Below are 18422 nucleotides of genomic sequence, written 5' to 3'. Positions count from 1 at the left end.
TCCTTAGTCGAAACGGATATTGAAATCATTGTTGATAGTTGGCTGTGGCATAACTCTGCCAGCAATTGGTTGTAACGATTGTCTAAGCGCGGCGACTAACTCTCCCGTCGTGCCGGTGAATCGCATTTGTGCTTTGTAAATGCCATCGGAATGCGACACCGATACAGCGCTCGCCCCCCCCATTGTCGACAACACACTGTTTAATCGGTCGGGTTGGGAGAGATACTGACTGCTGATAAATATGTCGTGTATGAGCCCCTCCTCTTTTACCACCCGCATGAAGGCACTATTGAGTTGTTGGTGGAATTCCTTCTTTTGTCCGTCAGTGGATAGGTGCACCTTAATAAGGTCCCTGAGTACCTGGTCTGAATAGGGCAGCGCGATCAGCTCGGGGCGATTCTGCCAGCGCCCATACGCATTACCCGCCTGATCTTCAAGAATAATGCTCAGGTTCAGCCGTGCGGTGCCCGACCTCTTTATCAGCTGATGTGATGCTCTTAACGTTAAGTTTGCAGCGGAACTGATTTCAATGCCTTGTTCTGAAAGCCATAGTCTGAGGGTGTCAGCCAAAGGCTGGGGTGCGACTACTGCGACTCTGGGCGAACCAATCTGTTGCAGAATATTTTTGCTGGCAACAGCCAATGGCGTTTTCTCTACATCGGCTCGGATAGTGACCTTCATGCCATTCGGCTGTATAGGCTGGGATTCCAATACCGACCAGGCTTTAACTGTCCCGGCGGATTTGGTTTGCAACTGTTGAGCAACGAAGCTCTGCAACTCAAAATTGCTGGTCGTCTCGGTGGTGAGTTCAGCTGTATTTGAGTGTTGCGATCGTTGCTCTGTCAGCCAGGTACCGACGACCTGGGAAATAGCCCGTCGCAGAGCATCAAGCTCGGCACTTTTGCGTGCACTAACGCCTCGTTGCCGGTCTTCCCACCCTTCACCAACCACTGTTACAGATATCACTTCATCAGTAGTGGCCCAGCCCCCCTCGGATTGCCCCTGGGAAAGGCTCTGGTGTAGCAACGTGACGGTGATACACGTCTCGCTTCCTTGCAGGACAGGCGCTGATATATCAGTTTTTAACCCCTGAAGATCCATGCCTTCCTGTTGCAATGACGATAGCGTTTGTAAATAGCTGATCGTTTCAGAGGAGAGTGACTGTTGGCTTTCTGCTAATGAGAGTAAACTTCCACTTTTTACCTGACGTGAAATTTCTGCCAGAGCTTGTGCTTTCGCTTCCTGGATAGCACTATCCCCGCGACCATACGCACAGTTTTGTGTGGAGATGTCGCCCGCTAAAGATATTTGCAGGTGTTGTTGTGCTTCAGCTACTGCCGGCACAAGAGAGCATGCAACCAGCAGTGCTCTGAGTATCATGTGCGGCTCTCCAGGAAACCGGCTGGGGTTCCCACAGAGACAGCGAATATTTTCGTGTTACTGTCAGGCCGATAAACCCCAGCTTCCGCTTGTTTTGCTATGCTGTCCGCAAGTTTAGAGTCTTTCCACAGCGTAATTTCACCCATAGCGCTGTTACGTGACGGGTTGACGTTTGCCACTCCAATGGGCTCTACAAACCCCGCACTGTATTGAAACACGATCATTGTTTCGTTAGGGAGCACACCGGCATTCTGGCCACGGTCAAGACTAATCTGGTTGCCTTTAATACCGAAAACCTGCGCGGTGGCGGGCATTTCAGAAAGCATTCGCGTAAGCAATATATCAATACCGCGGGATGCCATATCATTCATTACTGCATTTACGTGTGCACTATCAAAATAACGGAACCCACTGACATGGCGGTTGTTCGCCATGACGTATTTCAATTCGCTGCGATCACGCACGTCTTCTGATTTAACGCGAATTTTTCCCACATTCGGATAAGCGAGCATTTCTCGTGTGTACGGGTCGATAATGGCGGACGTGATTTCCAGTGTATAATCCATCCAACCGGTAATACTGCCTTCATTTTTAACTGTGCGAAGTGTATCCAGTTTCACTACATAATCAGGCTGCAGCACTCGGTTTGCGGTAGCTCTCGTCGCAACGTTAGTGGCTCCTTGCTGTTCAAGTTGTAACTGCTGTTCTTTTGATATAACTGCATCATCACGCGTTACAATACGAAAGCGATTAATGCCGGCAAACTGATTTTCCAACATTTTTAACAGTTGATTGTTGTCATATTCACGGAGAGCCTGAACACCCTGCCCTTCACCGCCGACATCTGTTCCACTGAAATACATGCGCACCACAGGCTTTTTCAACGGGCAATTGTCAGCCTCACTTGCGCGGTCAAAATTGCAGTTCGCGAGTCCTTGAGTATCAAAGAAGGCAGGGACCTTGATGTCCTGATCCTCAAAGTTATACGCACTTTTTGCAATTTGAGCATTGGAGGCACGGTTGCTAACGTTGCCTGTTTGCGTTTGCTGCGCTTGCTGAGTCGATTGGCATGCAGTCAAAACACTTGCCGCAATTAACGAAAATATAATGTTTACGGTTCGATTCACTGTGTATGTCCTATTGCGTTTAAATCTTTGAATAGCCAATGAGCTATTGGCTGAGTTAGCTGTTGATTCAGTTTCTGAGTAGCGTTTAGTGCGGCCGTAGCCAGCGAGTCACCTTCGCCAATCACCCCAATCGTGGCGCTATGCAACTGCCTGTATGGTGACTGAGATTCTGTGAGCTGTGCGGTCAGAGAGATGCGTTGTTGCACATTGTTTGCGTTGGATCTGTGTTGCTTTTTCCAGGCCAGCTGCAACCATAGGTCAGGCTCTCCGGAAGCGGGCAATTGACGGCGTATCAAAGCGCTAACGTCCGACATATCACGCCCGGCAACGACTCTTACGCCCAGCGTCTGCTCCGCCTGTAATAGCTTTGCCAATTGCGTCTTAAAAGTATACGCAGAAGCCGCGCCAGTTAAGTTTTGATAAGCCAGCGCATACGCGTTCGCTTGTTCAAGTTCGTGCTTATAGCGCAGCAGCCAGAGTAGTTTTTCGCTCTCCGACCCCGTTTCGGGGAATTGTAAAGAAGCATAGTAATTCAGTCGTTGCAGGATATGCCGGATAACCGACGCCTTACTTACATGCACCAGAACACTGACCTGCTGGGTCGCGGAATGCAGATAGGTATCTTCAACACTGATATCGTTAAACTGAATGGCCACAGATGCGCCTGTCACCGTCATTTCAAATGTCGAGTTGATATCACCCGCCGCTTTACTTTGACTAGAGACGGTGGTCGATGAAACACGAGTGGAAATTTGTTGAGTAATGTCGGCCAGCGCATTACGCCTAGCTATTGCCGCCGTCATACCAGTACCGACACCGGCAAACGTGCTGTCTGAGCTTATGGGAGGCTGGTGCACCCAGCCAGGAGCTTGCTGATCCGCTCGCGCCAGGCAGGCAAGCATCATCAGGGCTATCGCCGAAGCGACGCCCCACCACTTTGCGGACAACATAGCTTAGCTTTTAGCGTCGAGTTCTGCCTGAAGGCTATCGATAGCTTTGATGGTATCTTGTTCTATCGATATGATTTTGTTTGCATCTGAGGCAAGACTAATCTGATCTTTTGCACGCAATACGGCTAAACCTAGGTCGTTATCCGCGTTCTTCTCTTCGCTACTAAACAGACTACCAGCCATATTTAGTGCGGTTGACTGCGCAATAGCCTGACCGTACTGAGTTATCATATAGGCGGCTTGTGCAACTTGCACAGTGATCTCAACAGTCAGCTCGGCGTTTTGTTTAGAAACTTCATCAATAGCAGACTGGTAAGCAAGGATTTTGGGGGCAATTTTCTCATCTTCAGATTGTGCACCATTGTCGAACTCAACAATAGCGGCTTGCAGCTCTGCTGGCTCTTTGTCTTTATGGGCATAAAGAAATGCTTGCACATCAGCATAGTGCTCAGCTTGCGTACGGTATTCTTCCATCACCTTGTGTTGGCGCTTTAGAACCGATGCACAAATATTCAGAAATTCATCGACGCCAGGCTGAATAGCAACCGGGTTATAGCCCACTTCAGCGATTTGTTCAGACAACGTAGCAATTGCCTGATCACGATTCATCGTCGCAGCATTTTCGGCGCTTTCGTCAGTTGAGGAACACCCAGTAGTGGCAAGTATAGCGGCAAGAGTAGGCACTAAAATCCATTTCTTCATTTTTCTTCCTTGAAAATTTTACTTTGTAATTTTTACACATTAACTTAGTGTCTGGTCAACAATAAATCAATTACTTTTTTAAGAAAGAGCCATTACGCATATTTATTTATAGAAAAGTATAATATCCAATACTATAAATTTTGATGCTTCAACAGAGATATTTTGCTACCCCACTCATAAATTTGGCAATTATAGAATTTATGCGTTATATCGTGTCGGACGCTACAAATTTCTTAGTCTCAGCTTCCGTGTGAAGAATAATAACGTGTAGCTATTTTCCTATCAGAAGTAGGCTAGATCACGCCGTTTCAATGTGCGCCGAGTTAACTACCGTTTAATTGAACACCGATGCTGTGTAACGTCTTTTAATGACGCTCTTTGTAGTAGATACGGCCTTGTTACCCCATCCGTCTTGACGTTATATTCAAATGCTTTGTATGCGTAGAATAGCACTAATGTCGCCAGCTTTTTTCGAGTCAGATTGCAGCTGTGTTTTGTCTGCGTCTCGCATCTGTTCTGCTTTTTTTTGAGTATTAAATAACACTTTTAATTTTCTTGCGGATATTCGTATGTTTGTCGACTCAGCAACGCTTGATTTAATAATACGTAGTTTTTTACTGGCGGCTCTGGCGATATGCTGGGTCGTAATTCTGGTGCGCATTAACGGCTTACGTTCATTTTCCAAAATGACCAATTTTGATTTCGTGATGACAATAGCGATGGGGTCGCTATTAGCAGGCGCGAGTCAATCTACCAGTTGGAGCGCTTTTTTTCAGTCAGGTCTGGCAATGGCCACCTTGTTCCTGGTGCAATACAGCACTGCCAACATTCGGCAGTCGTCCGACCGATTTGAATCCTGGATGCAAAATGCGCCCGTAATACTAATGCGCGATGGGGTAATTCTGGAAGCAGCTTTAAAAGAAACCCGGGTTGCCAAAAGTGATTTAATTGCGAAACTCAGAGAAGCTAACGTATTAGAGTTTTCAAAGGTTCGGGCCGTTATTTTAGAGACTACCGGAGATATTTCGGTGCTGCATGGCAGTGACTGCAATGAAGAATTATTGCAAGGCACCTGTCATATTAAATCCGCAGAGTAATCCGTTTCTGAGTCAATGAATTCATCGCTGTCGTCACCTTTCGGTCTAACCGCCTGGTGAGATCAATAGCGCAAAAATGCGTACTCACCTCTGGGATATGCGAAAAATAAAAAAGCCCTACTGCTTTAGCACAAGCAAGTAGGGCTGTATTACAGGGTAAGACTTAGTTAACTAACCCTACAGGGGTGATAGTATACGTCAGAGGATTAAACTCGAACGATACCGTGCCTGTTGTTGAGTCGCCGTTTTGATCAACGTTCGCGTCCTGCTCATCGCTAACGAACTGATCAATCACTACCCGGTATGTGGTAGGGCCATTGGCCCAGCCGTTAACCCGTGCCCGGTAGGTCTCACCAGGGACTATGCCGCCACCCACTTGCTCATTCGAGCCAAGGTTGCCAGACGAGTCCATGATGTTGCCCTCGGCATCCAGTAACTCAAAGTCAAGGTCCGGTACGGCCACCACTTCAGCGTCAGCGCTTAACGTAGCCACTACACTCGAGGCGCTCGGTAACGCAGTGAAGGGAATATCCACATAGTCCACACCTTCAACCAAGGCTTCGTCTGCGGCACCTACGATGATGACACCGGTATGCTCTTCAATGTTGTGGTAAACCACGCCTTGCTCATTGGCTGCAGAGGTGTCGTTGGTTGGGGTTTCACCCACACCGGTAGACGATGCCCCGGCTTCATACCCATTTATGCGCGCGCGCAGGGTGAACAGCTTGCCATTCGGGTTATCCAGTTTCACATGGCGGGTGCCGGACGTGCCGTCAACATCCAGTGACTGATCAAACCTAAAGGTAGCGGTATCCCGTCGCTGACCGGTGCCCCCGTTATCCGCATTCAGCACGGTGACACTGCGCTCGCTGATGCGGGTGATATTGAAATCAACTGGACCATAAATTCGCTCATCGCCCGTGTTAATCAGCGCCAGATCGAAGGCGAAAATGCCATCGCTATAGCTTACATTGTCAATCTTATAGTCGACCTGCTTGCTTACATCCACGGCATCCAGCCCGGTCGAAGCAATCCCTGACATATTTGAGAAGCCAATTTGCTTATTGCTGGCCGGCGCAATGGCTCTGACAACATATTCGTAGTCAAAGGAGTCAATCCCCTGCCCTGCACCACGGCCTAAGCCCTGGCCTTTATCCACATACACAGTATCACCGGCAACGAACTCTACGTGGGTAAAGCCATCAAACCTGACGTCACCTTCATAGTATTCTCGGGTCGGCACCCCGGTAAATAAGCGCGTACTGGTTCCTTTCTTACGTTTGAGCACCTGATAGGCGACCGCCTCAGGCACGGCGTCCCAGGTTACCTCAATCGCATCGTCGGAAATAATGTGCGCATCGACAGTGGCTGGCGTCGCAGGTTTTTCCTGGCTGGCAGTAAACTCGCTGACAGCAGTGGATACTGTCTGGCGTCCACCTACTGGCGCTTTCGCGTTGGCACCCATTTCACGGGCTGCAAACACGCGCTCAATCAAAGCGTGATGACGGCCAGGCGCCGTCAGGTCAAGTGCATCACTTGGGTACAGGGCTGCATCAGCAATTAACACGGCGTCTCTGGCTTTTACGAAGGTATCGGGCGCTGTCACGCCTAATACATACATAGAGCCTAAGAAAATACGCTCCCAGGTCTCTTTACCCAGGCTGATATCCTGAGTGGGTTCGCCAGTCACGGCGTCTGGGCGCTTGAACTCGCTCCGTGGTTGCAATGCCACCATCAGCTCACGCAAATCCCACATGGCGCCGGCGTAAATCTCACCGTCTCTGTGCACTTCAAAGGCATTGTCCCGGGTGCCGAGTTGCGAATAACGGATCTGACTTTGTGCAGAACGGATAAACTCAAATGAATCAGGATCGACATCTAACTCCCGAAGGTAATCGCGAAGATCACAAGAGTTAACCGGGTAGGTGCCCAAATCAGGCGTTTCACCCACGGTATAGGCCCATAAATCAGCCTGCCCTTCATTCAGTGCGCCGCCCTCAGGCCCGCCTTCAAAACCGGCGATGGGCGTAATAGTCGCATGTGTCCCTTCGTGGATAGGCACGGAGAAGTCCATCGCCAGATTGTTAAACAAGAAACCGTGACCGTACGCAGTGGGGTTTACCACCACTTCTTCGCCGGCAATTTCCTGTGACAAGGGCACCGCAAACGCGTTATCGAGTCCCAGCAGTTTCGCCATAAAATCAGGATCGGCCGGGTTGTCGGGTGGATCCAGTACATTAGGGATATGCACTACGCCGGTAAGCGGTACCGCTTCATTCGGGTAACTGTTAGGAAACGACCCATCACCTACACCGCGACTGTGCACGCTGTCACCGTCTTTATGCAGATAATCCAGATACTCCAGTAAGGTGGTGATATAGATAAACTGACTGATACCGTCAATATGATGGGCCGGCGACGGCGTGACGTGATCATTTTCTTTTGGCCGCGCTTCTATGCCGGCATCTTCACTAAAGTGATAAGTGCCTGTGGCCGCCTGAGGGAACGCGCCTTTGGTCGGCAGTGCACTTTCAATAACCGCGTGCTTACCTGTTAGCAGGCCTTCGGTGCCGGTGACCACATTACTGTCGTCAAATTTGCGAAGATTAATTCGCTCCATACCTTTAGGTTTGCCTGTATAGCCGCCCGCTTCATCTTCAATTAAACACTCGCGCTGCATGGAGTCAGTAATGGGTGGGAACGTAGGGAAATAATCTGCGGTTTGTTGCAGTGCTCCCGTTTGGGTAGCTTGTGAATCACCATCCCCGGGTAATAACGTTCTGACCTGATCGTTTCTGGCAAGTATTTCACCGTTCTGGGCGTCGATGACATATTCAAACACACCGAAAGGATTGGTCGAATAGTAGAAGAAACGCCATGCCATACGCAGGGTATCATTGTCCTGCACGACTACCTGTTGAGGTACGGGCTTAGCAAATACGCCCAGGGCTTTCTCGATTTGTGAAAAAGCCGGGGTTAATACATCAAGCGCCTCAACGGGTAACGTGCGCTTGAATGTGACCAGGTCTGCAGTGGCCACACCCACCGCGGCTTCTGCACTCAGTACACTGTCGTTACTTACTGTGGGGTTGGTTACAGTATCAGCAAATACGGCTCGTACCACGCCAGACTTATCAATCAGTAATCCTAACCCACGGTCTTTGACTTTAACGCCGTCCACCACCTGGTCGAAGCGCACCAAGTGCCCGCCCAGTGCCGCTTTGCTGCGGAAAGGGTTAAATACCAGGTTTTCTGACGTTAAGCCGCCCAGTAAAGCGGTATGTCTGCTGATGAAGTCCAGTCCCCTAAGCTCCGGGGAGCTGCCTGCAACGTCAACTGCAATCCCAAAGACAGTGTCTAAGTTGCCATTGGTAGTGCGCGACGTAGCGTTGGGAAACGCTGCTTGCAACTGCGCGAGTGCCGTGGAAAGTTCTGCACTGGCGGGCGTTTTTACATAGCTGTCGTTGAGATTAATTTCAGCAATGCGATGGGATGACGTATCAAGGGGGGCGTGTACATTGGATGAACTCGCCATGAAGGGTAATGCAGCCGCGAGTGCCGCATAAACGAGGTTTCTTTTTTTCATTATCCGATCCTTTGATTTCGGGGCTATCGGCGTCAGATAATTGTTATCTGAAGTCGCCGTATAGCGGAACCATTTCAGCATCGAATAAAAAATCGACATCCACCATAGGGGTAAACCACTAGAGTCAACTGCACCAACCAGTTGACTAAATGGTGAACAAACATAGCTTTTTTAGTTGAACGCCGCAGCGCCAACGCATCTCAGGCCCGTGCCCGGTGCTTTGCGCCTCAGCAACAGGTGAGCCGCCCCCTTATCAATCAGTTAATAAAAATATTTTCAAAAGACGGCTGTTCAGACAGCGCCGTATGTTACAGGGTAACTGTTTGTCCCAGCTCAGGGATGACCGCCTGCCATCCCTGCGCATCAACCGCCTGTTTAAGTGCTGCTTTGGCGCCGCTCTCGCCATGGACCAGAAATAATCGTGGTTTAACGGCTTTAAAATGCGATAACCACTCAAGTAACTGTGACTGGCTGGCATGAGCCGAAAACCCGCCCAGCGTATGAATTTGCGCTTTCACCGCGATATCATCGCCACCAATTTTAAAGGTCTTGGCACCGTCCACCAGCGCTCGTCCGGGCGTGCCAACCGCCTGAAATCCGACGAAAATGACGTGAGACTGCTTCCGCCACAGGTTATGCTTAAAATGATGTCGAATGCGTCCGCCATTGCACATCCCGCTACCGGCGATAAATATGGCACCACTGACAATGCGATTGAGCGCAATCGACTCTTCGGTGGTAGTGCTGTAGCGCAAGGTAGGCAAGAAACTGTGCAGGCTTTTGCTGTGCATCATCCCGGCCGGGGAATGCTGCTCAATAGCTTGCATATCTTCCTCGTTATACACATGCTGGTACCGGTGATAAATTTCTGTGACCGCGATGGCCATTGGACTGTCTAAGTAGACGACCTGGTGGGTCAGCTTACCTTTCTGATATAACTCGCCCAGACGAAAAATAATTTCCTGCGTTCTGCCTACCGCGAAGGACGGGATTAATATATTGCCGCCATTGGCTGACGCCTCTTGAATGACGTCTTCAAACTCTTTTAGGGTCTCCGCCATAGTACGGTGCTCACGATCGCCATAGGTTGACTCCAGTAACACTATATCGGCGTTTTCTACGATACTGGGGTCGCGGAGTAAGGCTGCCTGCGAGTTTCCTAAGTCACCTGAAAATACCAGCTTTTTATGCTGTCCGTTTTCAGTGACGAATATCTCGACGATCGCGGAGCCCAATATATGCCCGGCATCCTGGAAACAAACCGCAATACCGGCAGTTACATAATGGCGCTGATAGTAAGCAAGCCCCCGACAAAAGCTTAACGTGTCATCAACGTCTTCGAGTGTATACAGTGGCTCAACCTCCTTTTTCCCGGCACGGCGCCTGCGTTTGTTCTCCCACTCGGCATCGCGCTCCTGTAACGAGGCGGCATCTTTCAGCAATACGGCGACCAGATCAGACGTAGGGTTAGTCATGTAGATGGGCCCCTTGTACCCTCCTGCCACCAATAGCGGCAGACGGCCCGAGTGATCAAGGTGCGCGTGCGATACCACCACGGCATCCAGCTCACTCACCCTAAACGGAAAGGGTTGATGATTGGCCGCCTCTTCTTTGCGCCGCCCCTGAAACAAGCCACAGTCTAACAGCACCTTCTTATCGCCAGCTTCCAGCAAATACATTGAGCCGGTTACGCCTTCTACCGCCCCGTAAAATGTCAATGATGCCATGCCTCTCTCCGCCCCCTGCCAGACCACAGAGGCATTTGCATACTGGCCGGCGCCAACGGCTGATACGCGTAGTAAAAAGTGCTGAACGAAACTTCAGGGTTGCGTTCAGCACGCGACTTAAACCGGGTAACCACAATACCCTGATTAAGTATATGGCCGGTTACGGCTTTGCGCGAATGACTAAACACCTAGCGCGCAAAACCGTCATTTGGTCCAGTTTTCTCTCTCGCTTTTGTTCGCTAAATTCATTTCCGACCAGAGGAATTGGTCGATACTTTAAAAAAGGAAACTTTCAATGATTGAAATTAGCGAAAACGAAGTAGATTGCGTGTCAGGTGCAGGATGGGGGCATGTTGCCGTGGCTATTGCCATCGCCGAGGCTGCGTTCGACTTTTACGAAGGCTACTCAGACAACAGACGTTAAAAGGAAAAAAGATATGAACATGGACGATCAACACAATTTACTTGAAGAAGTCAGCACCACCGAGCTTGCTGAAGTCAGTGGGGCAGGTTTGTTCTACAAACTCGGTGCGTTCTTTGCCGAGGTAGCCAACGCCAATGATTCCATATATCAGGCGTATGGTAATACCAATATGAACCACCATTGGTAACAGAATAATACGGGGCGCTCAGCCCCGTCACAGGAACATGTATGTCACATAAATTCACCCGCATCGCCTTTCACATTGCTACCGGCATATTTATTCTACAGGCCTTGTATACGTTCGTGGTATCACCTCACGCCGACGCCCACCTGCCCTACCTACAAACCGGCTTACTGTTTGCCATATTAGGGGTTTTATTGGCCTTAAAAACGGATAATAAAAGCACCGCTGAATAGCATTCCTGCCCCCGTTCAGGTAAAAAACTTCGTGCCACTGAGAGTTCGTTAAGCATCGAAGAAAGAGGTAGACTTTAGTATAACACGTAAACAATTATCAACATTTTCGGCGTTGTTTAGCGGCAATAGCAACATAATCACCACAGAAAATAGGAAGACTTCCGCATTATGTACTAAATTCAATCAATCTGAACATTTCCCTGCTGGGAAGGTAGAGGGACTTACCACATGAAATTAAGAACACGGCTGTTATTGTCTATTATGGCGCTGGTGGGCATATCTATTTTGACCCTGGCCACAGTATTCCTGTATGTCTCGGTGACGTCCTCCAATACTGCACTTGAAAATGCTGCACGAGAAAAGCTCACTCAACAAAGCATTCAGGCTCAGCAAGCCATTTCCCGATATATTGAATTTAGTCAGGCACAGATCAGCAACTTTTCAGATTCGCCGCTTATCGTCAGCGCTGCGCAGGAGTTCGTCCCTGCCTTTAACAGCTATAGTAGTGAGCGGGCGCCGTTGACCACATCGCAAAGACAAGCGCTTGCGTCTTACTACACTAACGACTTTAATCAAGCATTCAGAACGCGCAATGGCGAAGCCTTTACTGCTCCTTTGGCGTTGCTCGATAATTTAAATCCTACAGCGCAAACCCTTCAATACGATTATATTGCTGGCTCCAACCATGGCCTGGGTGAAAAAGATCTTTTGCTACAGCCTCCTGTTAACTCACGCTATACCACTGCCCATGCGCAGTTCCACCCCCACATCCGACGCTTTCTGTACGATTTCGGGTATTACGATATTTTTATCGTCGACCCCGCCACCGGGAACATCGTATACAGCGTTTTTAAAGAGCTTGATTACGGCAGCAGTGTGAAACACGGTCCTTATGCAGATACCGGAATTGGTGAAGCTTACCGTCTCGCAATGCAACAACAGGACGCTGAAAACGTCTCCATGAGTAAGCTACAGGTATACTTACCCTCTTATGATGCGCTAGCGGGATTCCTGTCTTCTCCGATTGTGAATGCGCAGGGCCAGCGGGTTGGGATCCTTATTTTTCAGATACCCATCGATCGCATCAGTCAAATTATGACCCACGACAGTGAATGGGAAGCCCGCGGATTTGGAAACTCAGGTGAAACGTACCTGGTATCGCCGGATCATCTGCTGGTGACGGAAAGCCGTTTTTTCCTGCAAGAGCCTGAAGAATACCTGCGAGCTATCCCTGGGGATATCGCTCCACAAATTCGTAAAGCCGGCACGTCAGTTGGGATCCAACGCGTTGAAAGTAGCGCGGCCAACCAAGCCCTGCGCGGCGAACAAGGCTTTGATACTGTCGAGGATTATCGCGGTGAATCAGTATTCTCAGCTTATGTGCCCGTCAGGCTAGGCGATTACACCTACGGTCTGCTCGCGGAAATTGACGTAGCCGAGGCACTGGCGCCCGCGGTTGCCTTGAAAAACCGACTTCTACTCTCCGTGGTGATTAAATCGTTGGTCATATTGATACTTGCTGCAATTCTGGCACTCATGCTTACCAAAATGGTGCTTAAACCTCTGGCGGCTCTCGGTAATACCTGTGAAACATTAAGCCAGGGAGACGGTGATTTGACACGCCGCCTGGCACCGTCAAGCATTCCTGAAATTAATGACATAATCCGGCCATTTAATAATTTTATCGAACAAATTCAAACGATTGTCGGGAAAATTAAAAATGATGCCACCAGCCTGTCTGCCGCAGCGGGGCAACTCAATACCATCATGCGAAGCAGTAATGACAGTGTCAGTCGTCAGCACGATGAAACACAGCAGGTGGTAAGTTGTGTACAACAGCTGTCTAACTCAATTTCTGACGTGGCTCGTTCCACAGTAGAAACACGGGACCATGGCGTTACGGCGCGGGATAACCTGCGTGAAAATATGGCGCTTGCCCATGAAGCAGCTAAAAACATAGAGCAATTGGTAGGACAACTAACCGAGTCTCAGAGTGTGATTGAATCGCTGCAGCAAGAAGTGGTGAATATCACCCAACTGCTGGAAGATATAACCGGCATTGCTGAACAAACCAACCTGTTAGCGTTAAACGCGGCCATTGAAGCGGCCAGGGCAGGCGAAGCCGGCCGGGGATTTTCGGTGGTGGCCGATGAGGTGAGAACGTTAGCCACACGCTCCCAGTCCAGCACTGAAAAAATTGCCGCTATTATTGAGCGCATGAATCAGTCTTCCCGTTCTTCGGTTGCTCAAATGAAAGAGGCCGTGACGGTGGCGGGTAACGGTATAAACATGGTTAGCCATGTATCCAAAGCCATGAAAGAGTTGGCTGCTATCGTGGAGCGGGTTCAGGTAATGGCAGAGGCTGTGGCACAAGCGACTCAGGAACAGAACGCAGCATCGGCCAGTGTCAGCGAAAATGTCACCCGCATATCACAAATGTCGCAGTCAATTGAGCAAGATACAACTCAGGCCAGCGATGCCGCCAGGCAACTGGCAGATATGGCCAGCTCATCGCAATCACTGGTGAACGGGTTCCGAGTTTAGGCATGAGCGAGTTACGCGCCTTCCACTTAAACAATACGAGTGAGGAAAGTTAGATTAATTGTATTCAAAAAAGCCGCTTATGCGGCTTTTTGTTTGTTATTGCTGTAAACGAAACTACCCCGTGTATATCTCGTTTTTTCGTACCACGGTGAGTGACCATTTGTTGCCGAGACAAGGGTCACAGTATTCACCGACCAATTCTAAAGCTCCATGGGAAAGAGGTAGTCTATAAGGCGTACTCTATCAACACCTGTGCCCACGAGCTGAATCTCTTTTCACCTACCCGGCCGGCCGTGCTCTGAACCACTTGAGCTGTAACCTTTTCCATAAAGGTTCACGCCATCTCTCCAGCCGTAACGCACGGGTGATCCACTCTGAGACCATAGCACATCCCCAGTAAATAAATACAATAAGGCTCAATTGTTGTGCCAACGGCGGTATCCCAAAGGTGTCTAACCATGCGTAGTAGGTTGGATAAATAGCGAAGATAATGGGCAAATGGATTATAAAAATAATAATAGTATTGCGGGCAAAAAACTTCACAACCCGGCTTTCAGGAAGGCATCTCGCCATTTGGAAAAACAGCCAGGTACTAATAAAATAAGTGGCAGAAATCAGTAATGACTGAAGCGGTATCGCCCACTGCTCCTCTACAAATAAAGAGCGGAATGGGAAGCCATCACCAACCGTGATGCCGTTCATAACATTACTCCAGCCGGCCGCGACCAGCACCCACGTAGCGCCCACAATTGCGGCAAGTTTTAACGATGGCTTGTCGGTATGCTGGTGAAGATAGTGACCGAGTAAAAATACTGTCAGCCAGTTAGGGAAAAGCATATAAGCAATAAAGGGCACGCCTGCATTCAACAGACTCATCCTGATTATATTTTCCAGTATAAAGGCAACGACCAGCGTCATCATGTTCACAGATATGTGCCGGGTTACGAGGAACCAGAGCACCAACAAATGCAGATACGTCCCGATATACCAGGTTGTGGGGTTGGCGGGAAAGTTGTTAAACAACACATTGGCGCCTAATAAAAAGGGCGAGTAATTACTCAGTTGCAAGCCTCCCTTCAGCACAAGCGCAAGAAGACTAAACAAGACCGCGAAGACGAACCCATAGGCAAATATGGCGAACAACCGGCTGTACACAGTAAGCGGCGTCGGACTGCGTACATTAGCCAGTCCCCACCCGGTTATAAAAACAAAAAAGGCGACACCTAATTGCTTGGTATAAGCGGGTTGCGCAATTTGGTTAAACGCGGAGTAAGGATCGCCAATTACGTGGCCTGCCACAATGAGCAGCATTCCTATTGTTTTCATCCAGTCGATAAAGTTTTGTCGCGAGGACGGCACAGACATAATTTTAAACCTGAGTTAGCTGGCTACCGGAATATCAATATTTTTTATGAACCGGGGTGGATTGCCGCCTACTAGAATCCCCGGTTTGATGTCAGTGGTCACCACAGAGCCGGAACTTATCTGACTGCCCTCACCAATGTCGGCCGCTATAGTACATCCCTCGCCCACCCAGACATTTTTGGCAATAGTAGTAGGCACTACTGCATCACTGCTGTAAGACGTCCAGCGTCCGTCACTGCCCATCGTATGCAGTGTCTGTCTGCTAATGATACTGGCGCGACTGCCTATCAGGCTATATTCGCCGATATGCGCTGACCCGATAATGGCATAGGTGCCAATGTATACATGCTGTTCAATTACAGACGAGCGATGCGCAAACAGGGTCCCAAAGCCAATGTGACAATCGGTTGAGCACGATTTCAGAGTGAGTGAATAAAAGGCCTTACGCAAAAATGCCCCCGGCATGCCTGGCAGCATGGCAACGAGTTGAGCAGAAAAGCCGAATACCGTCTCTGCTTTCCCCTCACTTAGCCATTCTTCAAGCTTACAAGGTACAACCAGAGGCATTACGATAAGCTGGCTAAGCGCTATCATCATTTTCTTCACCATCTGCCGCCCGTTGACGGTACGCTTTCTTTCTTCCGCTATTGCTTCAATCATTTGACATCCCTCCGCATGCGTTTGAATCGCTCGTTATAGGTTGTATCTTCAGTGAGCAATATTTTACTGGGCACTTTATAACTGTTCATTTTATCGGTGCAGAATTGTCTAACCCGTAACTTCATTTCCCGCGGCGTCATGGCCCCCGTAGGTTTAATTTTCGCCACCACAATTTTCCCGGTGATAGGGTGGGACTCCCCATACACTACGGCGTCTTCGACCTCATGCATTTCCAGCAATGTACTTTCCACTTCTGCGGGAAATACTTTCGCACCACCGACATTAATAATTTCGCTTTTGCGACCCAGGATCCGAATCCACTCGCCCTGCTGCTCCACCAGATCCTCGGTATCCATAAAGCCTTCCTCATCGAATGGCGATGGCGCATTAAGGTAGCCAAGCATGGCAGATTCAGAGCGGATACGCAGCGTGCCGTCCACCACCTTCACATCAAATTCCTGACCACCGACCTTGACCCATAACGAGCCAGGATCTTTTGACTTAGAACGCAGAATCCCCACTTCCGATAACCCATAAGTTTGCTGAAACTGGGTGTTCGGAAACACATCATTGAGACGAGCCAGCGTACTTTGTTGCATAGGCTCAGTACCGTATGTAATGAGGGTCAGACTGGAGAGGTCATATCGGGTATGGATACCACTCAGCAACAGTAAATTCAGAAATGTGGGCGACGTGGGCAGCACCTGAGCTCGATGATTCTGTATTGCTTCACAGACGCTTTCAGGGGACCGATCGTTAGCAACGATGACGGTGCCTTTATTCGCCAGCGCAAACAGCAGCGAGTTCACGCCGCCAATGTGGTCAAGCTGCAGAAAAATAAGCATGCGCAACGATTTACGTGGCGTTTTAAACTTTCTCATCAACAGGCTCAGGTCCTGTACAATTCCCTTACTCTTACCTGTGCTGCCCGATGAAAATAATACCAGTCCCGGGTGCCGGACTTCTCTTAATGCCTGATAATGCTCATGATTGGCATCACGTCCGGTTTTGTGAGCCACACACTCGCCGTCATCCAGGCTGATATCGTATTCTGTCTGTGCAATGGCCCGAAACTCATCGAAGTGCGCGCGTGAATCATTTGATAGCGGCACGACAATATTGTGGTTATTCGCCAGCGCCATAAACAATGCAATAGCACTGGCAGAGTAGTCCCCGTTAAACGAAACAACGGCACCAGCGGGAATGTTTTCTTTTTCTATCCATGCCTCAAGCGAGGCAATTTCTTGCAGTAACTCTCCATAAGTAATTCGTAATGAATCTGCTACTACCGCTTCATGCTCCGGCGACTTTCTCATGGTTTCCAGGAAAAACTCAATCATTGCGACACCCCTCCCAAATAAAGCAATTGTCCTGTGATCATGTGACTTTCCGGTTTAGCGAAAAAGTCCACAACATTAAGCACATCGGAGGCTTCCGCCATGCGTTTTACCGCTTGCTTGCGTATCAGCCTGTCTATTTTGTCTTTGGGGACAGACTGAATAAGCGCAGTGGCAATGGGTGACGGCCCCACAGCATTACAGGTAATACCGAAATGGCCGTATTCTTTAGCGAGTATTTTGGTTAGCGTTTCTACCGCACTCTTGCTAGCGGCATACACCGCTTCGCCTTCAAGCAGTAAAGGCACGGCGACAGTAGTGAAGTTGATAATTCTTGGGGATTCACTGCGCTTGAGCAGACTTAACGCCCGCTGGCAACAGAGCGCGGTACCATGTACGTTGACGTCAAAAATACGTTCGCTGGTCTTTGACGGGGTGATGGCAAATGCATTCATGCTGGCAATGCCGGCATTGTTAATGAGCACATCAATATGAGAGGCCTGGCTTTTTAGCTCCCGAAAGAAGAGAGTGAGCGCGGATTCATCGGTAACATCTACCTCGTGATGACGATAGTTTTCGTGCTGAAAGTCAGACATCCCACGGGACAGCCCATACACGGTGTCTCCTTTCGCCACAAAGTGCTCAACCAACGCTAGCCCAAGACCGCGACTGGCTCCTGTAATAACAACTAACCGACCCATGAGCTGTCCCTTTCTTTTATCGACACTTCGATGAAATTAACTAACGTGTTGATATTGAGAAAAGGACTGTTTGTTCGCGACATGGCCTTATCATCGCTTAGTGATACGTTAAATCCGCTGTCAGCCAAGTCGTCTTCGATGTCGACGAGTAAACTCACTAAATCCATTGAATCCAAATGCCCTTTAGGACCATATAAGGACGTATCAGGGGATAGTGGGATCTGACGATCATCCGCACGTGTTTGGTTAATCATGCCCAGAGCATTGAATACCACTTGGGTAAAATCCGTTTTCATAATGTCATTTTCCAAAATAAGAAATGAAAGAAGTTGAAGTACCGCTTTTTTTTGTTGCGGCTTAATAATTTTTTAGCACGATTTCAGCTGATTACTAAATACACAAATA

The 18422-nt window shown here is 49.0% G+C and carries 16 protein-coding genes; 5 read left to right on the top strand and 11 right to left on the bottom strand.

From position 1 onward, the window contains the following. Positions 1-3: 3 nt before the first annotated feature. Genes OCL06_RS12395 through OCL06_RS12380 form a run of 4 tightly spaced genes read right to left on the bottom strand, consistent with a single transcriptional unit; the run spans position 4 to position 4159 of the window. Positions 4-1380, bottom strand: coding sequence for a hypothetical protein (locus tag OCL06_RS12395; protein ID WP_262995015.1), 1377 nt, complete (start codon positions 1378-1380; stop codon positions 4-6). Beyond that, positions 1377-2507 carry a hypothetical protein gene (locus OCL06_RS12390; RefSeq protein WP_262995014.1) on the bottom strand — a complete coding sequence of 377 codons (1131 nt, stop codon included), beginning with the start codon at positions 2505-2507 and terminating at the stop codon, positions 1377-1379. Before OCL06_RS12390 ends, OCL06_RS12395 begins: the two co-directional genes overlap by 4 nt. Then, entirely contained in the window at positions 2504-3457 is a 954-nt protein-coding gene (locus tag OCL06_RS12385) for an LPP20 family lipoprotein (protein ID WP_262995012.1), read from the bottom strand. Before OCL06_RS12385 ends, OCL06_RS12390 begins: the two co-directional genes overlap by 4 nt. Before the next feature lie 3 nt (positions 3458-3460). Further along, positions 3461-4159, bottom strand: a complete 699-nt coding sequence (locus OCL06_RS12380) for a hypothetical protein (protein WP_262995010.1) — start codon at positions 4157-4159, stop codon at positions 3461-3463. 569 nt (positions 4160-4728) lie between these two features. Here OCL06_RS12380 and OCL06_RS12375 point away from each other — a divergent pair. Further along, complete coding sequence (locus OCL06_RS12375; RefSeq protein ID WP_262995008.1) at positions 4729-5256, top strand: DUF421 domain-containing protein; 528 nt, start codon at positions 4729-4731, stop codon at positions 5254-5256. A 163-nt stretch (positions 5257-5419) separates the two neighbouring features. Here OCL06_RS12375 and OCL06_RS12370 read toward each other — a convergent pair whose 3' ends face one another. Beyond that, entirely contained in the window at positions 5420-8842 is a 3423-nt protein-coding gene (locus tag OCL06_RS12370; RefSeq protein ID WP_262995006.1) for a M36 family metallopeptidase, read from the bottom strand. A gap of 308 nt (positions 8843-9150) precedes the next feature. Further along, complete coding sequence (locus OCL06_RS12365; RefSeq protein ID WP_262995004.1) at positions 9151-10569, bottom strand: MBL fold metallo-hydrolase RNA specificity domain-containing protein; 1419 nt, start codon at positions 10567-10569, stop codon at positions 9151-9153. Between the two features lie 295 nt (positions 10570-10864). Between OCL06_RS12365 and OCL06_RS12360 the strand changes: the two genes are divergently transcribed. The 4 genes from OCL06_RS12360 (at position 10865) to OCL06_RS12345 (ending at position 13954) form a co-directional block, all read left to right on the top strand. Then, entirely contained in the window at positions 10865-10993 is a 129-nt protein-coding gene (locus OCL06_RS12360; RefSeq protein WP_262995002.1) for a hypothetical protein, read from the top strand. A 13-nt stretch (positions 10994-11006) separates the two neighbouring features. Further along, positions 11007-11180 (top strand): hypothetical protein, encoded by a 174-nt coding sequence (locus OCL06_RS12355; RefSeq protein WP_262995001.1) that lies wholly within the window; start codon positions 11007-11009, stop codon positions 11178-11180. A gap of 41 nt (positions 11181-11221) precedes the next feature. Further along, complete coding sequence (locus OCL06_RS12350; protein WP_262994999.1) at positions 11222-11410, top strand: hypothetical protein; 189 nt, start codon at positions 11222-11224, stop codon at positions 11408-11410. A gap of 228 nt (positions 11411-11638) precedes the next feature. Then, on the top strand, positions 11639-13954 hold the full coding sequence (locus tag OCL06_RS12345; RefSeq protein ID WP_262994997.1) for a methyl-accepting chemotaxis protein: 2316 nt from the start codon (positions 11639-11641) through the stop codon (positions 13952-13954). A gap of 279 nt (positions 13955-14233) precedes the next feature. Here OCL06_RS12345 and OCL06_RS12340 read toward each other — a convergent pair whose 3' ends face one another. Genes OCL06_RS12340 through OCL06_RS12320 form a run of 5 tightly spaced genes read right to left on the bottom strand, consistent with a single transcriptional unit; the run spans position 14234 to position 18313 of the window. Continuing rightward, the gene (locus tag OCL06_RS12340; RefSeq protein WP_262994995.1) at positions 14234-15319 is read right to left on the bottom strand and encodes an acyltransferase family protein; all 1086 of its coding nucleotides are present in this window, start codon (positions 15317-15319) and stop codon (positions 14234-14236) included. Positions 15320-15334: 15 nt separating this feature from the next. After that, positions 15335-15979, bottom strand: a complete 645-nt coding sequence (locus OCL06_RS12335) for an acyltransferase (protein WP_262994993.1) — start codon at positions 15977-15979, stop codon at positions 15335-15337. Further along, complete coding sequence (locus tag OCL06_RS12330) at positions 15976-17319, bottom strand: ANL family adenylate-forming protein (protein WP_262994991.1); 1344 nt, start codon at positions 17317-17319, stop codon at positions 15976-15978. The genes OCL06_RS12335 and OCL06_RS12330 overlap by 4 nt, the downstream gene beginning before the upstream one ends. Beyond that, entirely contained in the window at positions 17316-18017 is a 702-nt protein-coding gene (locus OCL06_RS12325) for an SDR family NAD(P)-dependent oxidoreductase (protein ID WP_262994989.1), read from the bottom strand. The genes OCL06_RS12330 and OCL06_RS12325 overlap by 4 nt, the downstream gene beginning before the upstream one ends. After that, positions 18005-18313 carry an acyl carrier protein gene (locus tag OCL06_RS12320; protein ID WP_262994987.1) on the bottom strand — a complete coding sequence of 103 codons (309 nt, stop codon included), beginning with the start codon at positions 18311-18313 and terminating at the stop codon, positions 18005-18007. The genes OCL06_RS12325 and OCL06_RS12320 overlap by 13 nt, the downstream gene beginning before the upstream one ends. Positions 18314-18422: the final 109 nt, after the last annotated feature.

Origin of the sequence: Alteromonas salexigens (assembly GCF_025628895.1) — a bacterium.
Lineage (GTDB): Bacteria > Pseudomonadota > Gammaproteobacteria > Enterobacterales > Alteromonadaceae > Alteromonas > Alteromonas salexigens.
This window is presented reverse-complemented; position numbering and strand designations above follow the sequence as displayed.

Excerpts from the sequence above, each read along its gene's own strand:
- OCL06_RS12385 (WP_262995012.1), bottom strand. The coding sequence starts at position 3,457 with ATGTTGTCCGCAAAGTGGTGGGGCGTCGCTTCGGCGATAGCCCTGATG.
- OCL06_RS12375 (WP_262995008.1), top strand. The coding sequence starts at position 4,729 with ATGTTTGTCGACTCAGCAACGCTTGATTTAATAATACGTAGTTTTTTA.
- OCL06_RS12335 (WP_262994993.1), bottom strand. The coding sequence starts at position 15,979 with ATGATTGAAGCAATAGCGGAAGAAAGAAAGCGTACCGTCAACGGGCGG.
- OCL06_RS12325 (WP_262994989.1), bottom strand. The coding sequence starts at position 18,017 with ATGGGTCGGTTAGTTGTTATTACAGGAGCCAGTCGCGGTCTTGGGCTA.
- OCL06_RS12320 (WP_262994987.1), bottom strand. The coding sequence starts at position 18,313 with ATGAAAACGGATTTTACCCAAGTGGTATTCAATGCTCTGGGCATGATT.
- OCL06_RS12340 (WP_262994995.1), bottom strand. The coding sequence starts at position 15,319 with ATGTCTGTGCCGTCCTCGCGACAAAACTTTATCGACTGGATGAAAACA.
- OCL06_RS12365 (WP_262995004.1), bottom strand. The coding sequence starts at position 10,569 with ATGGCATCATTGACATTTTACGGGGCGGTAGAAGGCGTAACCGGCTCA.
- OCL06_RS12355 (WP_262995001.1), top strand. The coding sequence starts at position 11,007 with ATGAACATGGACGATCAACACAATTTACTTGAAGAAGTCAGCACCACC.
- OCL06_RS12350 (WP_262994999.1), top strand. The coding sequence starts at position 11,222 with ATGTCACATAAATTCACCCGCATCGCCTTTCACATTGCTACCGGCATA.
- OCL06_RS12330 (WP_262994991.1), bottom strand. The coding sequence starts at position 17,319 with ATGATTGAGTTTTTCCTGGAAACCATGAGAAAGTCGCCGGAGCATGAA.
- OCL06_RS12380 (WP_262995010.1), bottom strand. The coding sequence starts at position 4,159 with ATGAAGAAATGGATTTTAGTGCCTACTCTTGCCGCTATACTTGCCACT.
- OCL06_RS12370 (WP_262995006.1), bottom strand. The coding sequence starts at position 8,842 with ATGAAAAAAAGAAACCTCGTTTATGCGGCACTCGCGGCTGCATTACCC.
- OCL06_RS12395 (WP_262995015.1), bottom strand. The coding sequence starts at position 1,380 with ATGATACTCAGAGCACTGCTGGTTGCATGCTCTCTTGTGCCGGCAGTA.
- OCL06_RS12345 (WP_262994997.1), top strand. The coding sequence starts at position 11,639 with ATGAAATTAAGAACACGGCTGTTATTGTCTATTATGGCGCTGGTGGGC.
- OCL06_RS12360 (WP_262995002.1), top strand. The coding sequence starts at position 10,865 with ATGATTGAAATTAGCGAAAACGAAGTAGATTGCGTGTCAGGTGCAGGA.